Here is a 6693-nt window from a genome sequence, read left to right as displayed (position 1 = left end):
TTTCGGTTACAGAGTAGGAAATTATTCTATTGATGCTGCTGTAATGCTATATGATACCAAAGATGGTTATAGTTCATACACTTTAGGTGGCGGCAATGAACCCTATGCAGATATTACTAAAAATATTACCAGAGTTTCCTTAACCTTTGGAGCAAGATTTTAATAAAAAGAATTACATTACAAAGGGTGCAAAGAACATAAAGAGAAATTATCTTCGTGTTTTTTGTACCCTTTGCGATTATACCCTTACTCTGTTTTCATGACAACTTCAATCTTCAAAAACTCCATCAAGATTTAACCTGAAACCAGGTAAAACATCAGAAGTTATTTCTTCACTTAAGGTAAACAGACGGGATGGCCTATATTTCCCCTCATCATTCAAAGTATACTTCAGGAAAGTCTTTTCCGAAGAGCTTATAACCCAGTATTCCCTCACACCAAACTCTTCATATATTTTGTATTTATTTAGCAGCTCTTTTTTATTATTTCCAGGTGAAAGTATCTCCACAACAATATCAGGAGCACCTATACAACCCTTATCATCTAATTTAGACAAATCGCATATTACACATATATCGGGTTGTAATACGGTATAAATATCTTTATCAGCTTTACTATTTACAGGAAAGCGGACATCAAAAGGAGCAGCGTAAACTTTACAGGGTTTATTTCTCAGATAAAGTGAAAGCTCTACGAAAATTTTTCCTGAAACTTGCTGATGAAGCCTTGAAGGTGCAGGGCTCATTTTGAATATTTTCCCCTTTAATAGCTCTACCCTATCGCTAAAAAACCAATTTAAATAATTAGAATAATTATAAGTCAACGATAAGTCCAGGTCCTCTAACTTTTCTATTGGACCTTCCTCCAAAGTATTATATGGTCTGGTTTGTTTCATTATTTATTTTAAGTTATTTACACTAATTTTTTTTAGCACATATCTCCAACAAATATAGTAACATCTTAATAAACAACCAATAACACAACTAACTTTTTTAGCAAAAAAAAAAAAAAAACCTTTCCAACTTTATTGGAAAGGCTCTTATTAAAAATATAATGATTTATTTGCTACCATTGTATGCCCGAAGCATCCAGCTGGTTTTTTCCTGAAATTTCACAAATCCAGTAATCATATCTGCGGTACCTTCATCGTTTACATTTTCTGAAGCCATTTCTATAATTTCTCTTTCAAGATCTATTAATACTTTATAATCTTCCAGGATAGCCTCTACCATCTTGTTCGGAGCCAGCCCCTCTGTATTAATCTCTTTAATTTTTGACACCTTAATATAATTTGCATAAGTGCTATGCGGAGACTTGCCTAAAGTAAGTACTCGCTCCGCCAACTCGTCTATCGTTAATTGAGCATTGTTATATAATTCCTCAAACTTAAGATGCAATGTAAAGAAATCATTTCCCCTTACATTCCAATGGCATCCACGTAATTTTTGATAATGTATCTGATAATTTGCTAAAAGATCATTTAACAAATCTACAAGTTCTACAACCTCTTTGTCGTCAAGTCCTATTTTATTTGTTGCCATATTTTTTATGAATTTAGTCTTTTAACTATAACATTGTAGTTCTCTATTTTGTTTACAACAATTGGAACACCACTATCAATAAAGCCATCATTAGAAACAGCATCATACCATACTCCATCAATATCTATTTTACCGGACGGCCTTAACGCAGTTTTTGCAAACCCCTGCTTCCCAATCAATTCCAAAGATGGTTTATTAACTTGATATCCTTGTCCCGCTCTCTGCTCATCCTCCAATACCAATCTCTTAAATACCCGCGACTTCAAAATATTACCACCAAAAATCACCGATAAAGTGATTGATGCTATTATAGATATAATTACTAGCAAAAATGCATTCACAAGTCTTTCTCCCGATGTTATATTAAAATCAAAAAAATCATTTATTACCAGACTTAAGGCCAAGCCGCTAATAACAAATATGATTCCCAATATACCGAAAATACCAAAGCCCGGTATGAGAAAAATTTCCAGAATCAAGAATATGACACCAAGAACAAAAAGCACTATTTCCCAATTAGCAGCCAGGCCTTCCAGGTAAAGCGGAGCAAAAAATAACAGGGCAGCAATAACAGAGACAATTAATGCAAAACCCACTCCCGGAGTTTGCAATTCAAAATATAAACCTCCAATAATTAGCAGTATTAATATTCCACTTATCGCAGGAGTAAGTAAAATCCCGATTATTCTATCTAACAAGGTAGGTACAAATACCTCCACAGATGGTTGTTGTATACCCTCTTTTTCAAAAATCTCCTTAATAGAATTAGCTTCTCCATCGCAAAACTGGTGCGCTATAGCTTCCGATGTGGTAAAGGTAAGCACTTTTCCCTTTGGCTTAACGTTTGGAATATCCAGATCTGGGTCTACAAATCCTTCAGCGATTTTTGGATTCCGGCCCTTACTTTCGGCTGTTGTTCGCATTAAACCCCGCATATACGACTGGTATTTTTCGGGAAGAACTTCGCCATTTCCACTTACCACACTCGCTGCTCCAATGCTGGCACCTTTATGCATATATATTCTATCGCAGGCAATAGAAATTAAAGCCCCTGCAGAAGCTGCATTATTGTTTATGTATACAATGGTTTTTAATTCCGTATTCAACAAAGCTGTTCTTATAGAATCTGCATAATCTAACATACCACCAAAAGTATTCAGATCTATTAATAAAATTTCAGCATTATCTGTCTTGGCATTTTCGATAGCCTTTTTTGTTATCCTCCAGGTAGCCGGATTAATTTCGTCCTTTATCTCGAATTGATAGATTTTTGTCTGTGCTCTTAACGAAAGTTGTAACAATAAAAAGCAAATCAAGTATAATATCTTTTTCATGTGTAGTTTTTATTTTTTAATGTCAAATGCCTGTTTGTAAACAAACATCAAACCTTTGATGATAAAAATAAACATTCTTCTTATGGATTTTAATGTTTATTTCATCATGTTTGGTTTCATATTTTATATTTTTGAAGCATATGCCCCATAAAGATACATTTAAGCTGTTACTCTCTGAAAAAGTAAAGGGAATTATATGGAAAATTGTTCTGGACGACATGGAGCAAATTTTACTTGTAGAGAGTCGTACCGAACAAAAAGAAGTTTATTTCTATGCCTTTGATCTTAAAAGCAACCGTTTTCTGATGAAAGAAAAAACCTTTGAGGAAAAATGGCTTATTGGCATTTCAGGCATCCATAAAGGAATTGCTTATTTCTACGCTTTCGAGAATGAATTTAGTCCCGGTAGAAAAGGCATTATAGCTTTGAATTTATACACTCAACAAATAGCTTGGGAAAACTATAACTATGTTTTAGAGCGTATTTCTAAAGATGGAATACTAGCTTATAATGCAAAAATACAACCTAAGCGATTCGAATTACTGGATGCTGAAACAGGATTGTTACTTAAAAATGTCAGGCAAGAAGAAATTTATGAATATCCGATGGTTAACAACGCCATTAAAATTCCAGAATCTCATTTTGAAGACGAGATTACCAATAATTTTCAAAAGCTAACAATCAACGATTTAACCGTCAAAGCCAGCTACTTAAAAACAAATAACTCTGTAAATCATATTTTGGAGATCTTCAAAGAAGGTAATTTAATTTTTACCGATTATCTTTTTACAGATATACAAAAAGTCGCTCCGGATACGTTCTTTGTATGGTTTAACAAACTAGTTTACATCAGAGACAAATCAGAAATTGTCGTTTATTTATTATAATTGTAAAGTTTTTACAGATAAGATTTTATAAATGAAGCTTAAAAACATTCTAATATTTACATTTTCTATATTATCATATGCCGCATCGGCTTCGTCACTAAAAGACTCTATTGGCATAGAAAATCTATCAGGAAAAAAGATTATCCTTCACAAGATAGAACCAAAAGAAACGTATTACTCAATCTCCAGAAAATACAATATTCCGCCCAGGAAAATAATGGATTTTAACAACAATATTTCCCTGGGAATTGGTGCTGTTATTAAAATTCCGACCGAACAGGACTTTTCCACTACTAAACCTCCTGTAGTTTTCGGCAATAAATCAAATGCTGGCAGAGCAACACAACAAGAATCTGCAAAAACAGGGAGTAAACAGGAAACTACTCACGTTGTACAAGCTAAAGAGACCCTATATGGAATTGCCAGCAAATACAATATGCGTGTTGATGATTTAAAATTATTAAATAATCTTACAGGAAATAATCTTAGTGTTGGACAAACACTAAAAGTACTGGTAAACGAGTCTGTTAGTCTTAAACCAGAAGTCGTAACTAACAGCCAGGGCAAGCCAGAAATTGTTAAAAACACTCCTCCGGTACAGGAAACACCTAACCGAATCAGATATATTGATTCTACAGACTCGGGAGACAATATCAATATACAAAGGAACAGATATGGTATTACAGAAAAGAACGAGAAAGGTGTTGCCGTTTATATTAATGATGAAAACCTGGGAAATACAAAAAGCTACGCATTGCACAGTATTGCTCCCATTGGAACAATAGTTAAAATCACAAATCCAATGACCAACAGAAGTGTTTTTGCAAAAGTAGTTGGAAAATATACCGAAAATGAAACCACAAAAGATGTCATCATAGTGATCAACAAAGCCGTTGCAGATGCTTTGGGAGCTTTAGATAAAAGATTCTTAGTAAATATCACCTACGGCTTACCGAATGACAGATAAGCCTTATATCGTAGGCGTTGCAGGTGGAAGCGGTTCAGGTAAAACATTTTTCCTAAATTGCTTCCTCAATCATTTTTCTTCAGATGAAGTGTGCCTGATTTCTCAGGACGATTATTATTTCCGTGTTGGAGGAAATATGACTGCCGAAGAAAATAAACTTTATAATTTTGATCTTCCTTCGTGTATTGATGTGGAGAAGTTTGAACAGGATATTTATAAACTGATGCATTACGAAACAGTTTATATGGAAGAATACACTTTCAACAATAGCAACTGGAAACCAAAGATTTTAGAAAATAAACCGGCACCTATCCTCATTATAGAAGGATTATTTATTTATCATTACGAGAATATTACCCCCCTGTTTGATTATAAAATATTTATTGACGCACAAACTGAAATAGCGTTGGAAAGACGCTTAAGCAGAGATTTAATTGAAAGAGGTTATTCCGAAGAAGATATTTTATATAAATGGCATAATCATGTAATGCCTTCTTATGAACAATATTTATTACCGCACAGACCGCTATGTGATATTGTAATAGATAACTCTGTCAACGAAATTTCAAATATTTTAAAAGTTACAGATGCTATATCAAGCGACATAAGAGCAAGATTAAAAGTGGATAAATAAAATTATTCATCCACTTTTTCTTTTTTATTTTTAAACTTACCCCATTTTTTATTGTTGGACTTCCTTTTAAAATTGGTCTTACTCTTTTTCTTCGCAGGGGCATATATTGGCGCCTCTCCCAGTTCTTCTGGTAAAGCTAATTTTTCTATTTCCCTTTCTATAAGCAACTCTATACGCTGAAATTTGTATTGGTCCTTATCATTTATAAAAGTTATGGCAGTCCCGGTTGTTTCTGCCCGGGCAGTTCTGCCTATTCTATGGATATAATCTTCGGGGTCTGGTGGCACATCAAAATTAACCACCAGATCAATTCCCACGACATCTATTCCCCTGGAAATAACATCTGTACCTACCAGAACAGGCAATTGCCCACCTTTAAACTGGTTAAGTAAACTCTCGCGTTGACTTTGTTCCAAATCGGAGTGAAATGCCTCTGATTTTATTCCACGTTTATTTAATTCGTTATTTATAGCTTTTACAGTTTCTTTTTTCGAAGCGAATATGATAATGCTCTTGAAACCTCCGTTTTTCAGAATAGAAATTAACAGTTTACCTTTCTGAGCATCAAAAGCCATATAAGCCAGCTGGTTAATTCCTTCAGACGGTTTAGAAATGGCTATGTTTACCTCTGCAGGTTGTTTTAATATTTTCTTTGCCAATCCTCTTATCTTAGAGGGCATTGTAGCAGAAAACAACAAATTTTGCCTTCTTTGGGGTAAATAACTGATAATTCGTACTATATCATCATAAAACCCCATATCCAACATTCTATCCGCTTCATCCAGAATCAGATGCTCCAGATGATCAAATTTGATTTTTCCCGACGTCAAATGTGCTATTATTCTTCCAGGGGTAGCTATAATTATATTTACACCTTCTCTTAAAGATCTTTTCTGCTGTTCATAATCAATGCCGTCTCCTCCTCCGTAAACCGCTATAGAAGTGGCCTGAGTAAAGTAAGCCAACCCCATAATCTGTTGATCTATTTGCAGAGCAAGCTCTCTCGTGGGTACAAGAATAAGCGTATTAATTTTTTCGGTCTGCTTTTGATAAATCTTATTTAAAACAGGTAGAAGATAAGAAGCTGTTTTTCCGGTACCCGTTTGGGCACATGCTATAATATCTTTATTCTGCAGAACAAGTGGTATGGTTTGCTCCTGAATTGGAGTTGCTTTTGAAAAGCCCATGCTGTCTAATCCTTCCTGCAGCTCTGGTACAAAATTAAATTCTTCGAAACTCAATATAGTTTGATGTGTTGATAATCAGATGTAAAATTAGATATATCTTTATACATACCAATTTAATAGTGAATTTTTTTAATAAAAACATG

Annotated in this window: 7 protein-coding genes; 3 read left to right on the top strand and 4 right to left on the bottom strand. The window is 34.2% G+C overall.

The features are described 5' to 3' along the window. Window positions 1-268 precede the first annotated feature (268 nt). The 3 genes from ABWO41_RS14065 to ABWO41_RS14055 all read right to left on the bottom strand — a co-directional run bounded on the left by ABWO41_RS14065 (window position 269) and on the right by ABWO41_RS14055 (window position 2875). Window positions 269-895, bottom strand: coding sequence for a Uma2 family endonuclease (locus ABWO41_RS14065; RefSeq protein ID WP_353139272.1), 627 nt, complete (start codon window positions 893-895; stop codon window positions 269-271). Between the two features lie 163 nt (window positions 896-1058). Further along, window positions 1059-1541 (bottom strand): Dps family protein, encoded by a 483-nt coding sequence (locus tag ABWO41_RS14060; RefSeq protein WP_353139269.1) that lies wholly within the window; start codon window positions 1539-1541, stop codon window positions 1059-1061. A gap of 5 nt (window positions 1542-1546) precedes the next feature. Then, a complete protein-coding gene (locus ABWO41_RS14055; protein ID WP_353139266.1) occupies window positions 1547-2875 on the bottom strand; it encodes an NfeD family protein in 1329 nt (442 codons plus the stop codon). 140 nt (window positions 2876-3015) lie between these two features. Between ABWO41_RS14055 and ABWO41_RS14050 the strand changes: the two genes are divergently transcribed. The 3 genes from ABWO41_RS14050 to ABWO41_RS14040 are packed head-to-tail and all read left to right on the top strand — an operon-like array spanning window position 3016 to window position 5363. Beyond that, window positions 3016-3762: a DUF4905 domain-containing protein gene (locus tag ABWO41_RS14050; protein WP_353139263.1), complete on the top strand. Its 747-nt coding sequence runs from the start codon at window positions 3016-3018 to the stop codon at window positions 3760-3762. Window positions 3763-3793: 31 nt separating this feature from the next. After that, window positions 3794-4729 carry a LysM peptidoglycan-binding domain-containing protein gene (locus ABWO41_RS14045; protein WP_353139260.1) on the top strand — a complete coding sequence of 312 codons (936 nt, stop codon included), beginning with the start codon at window positions 3794-3796 and terminating at the stop codon, window positions 4727-4729. Continuing rightward, window positions 4719-5363 carry a uridine kinase family protein gene (locus ABWO41_RS14040; protein WP_353139257.1) on the top strand — a complete coding sequence of 215 codons (645 nt, stop codon included), beginning with the start codon at window positions 4719-4721 and terminating at the stop codon, window positions 5361-5363. The genes ABWO41_RS14045 and ABWO41_RS14040 overlap by 11 nt, the downstream gene beginning before the upstream one ends. Before the next feature lie 2 nt (window positions 5364-5365). Here the strand turns inward: ABWO41_RS14040 and ABWO41_RS14035 are convergent, their stop codons facing one another. Further along, a complete protein-coding gene (locus ABWO41_RS14035) occupies window positions 5366-6604 on the bottom strand; it encodes a DEAD/DEAH box helicase (protein ID WP_353139254.1) in 1239 nt (412 codons plus the stop codon). Between the last annotated feature and the right edge of the window lie 89 nt (window positions 6605-6693).

Source organism: Pseudopedobacter sp., from assembly GCF_040392825.1.
Lineage (GTDB): Bacteria > Bacteroidota > Bacteroidia > Sphingobacteriales > Sphingobacteriaceae > Pseudopedobacter.
The sequence above is the reverse complement of the archived record's forward strand: the minus strand, read 5'-3'. Positions and strand labels throughout refer to the sequence as shown.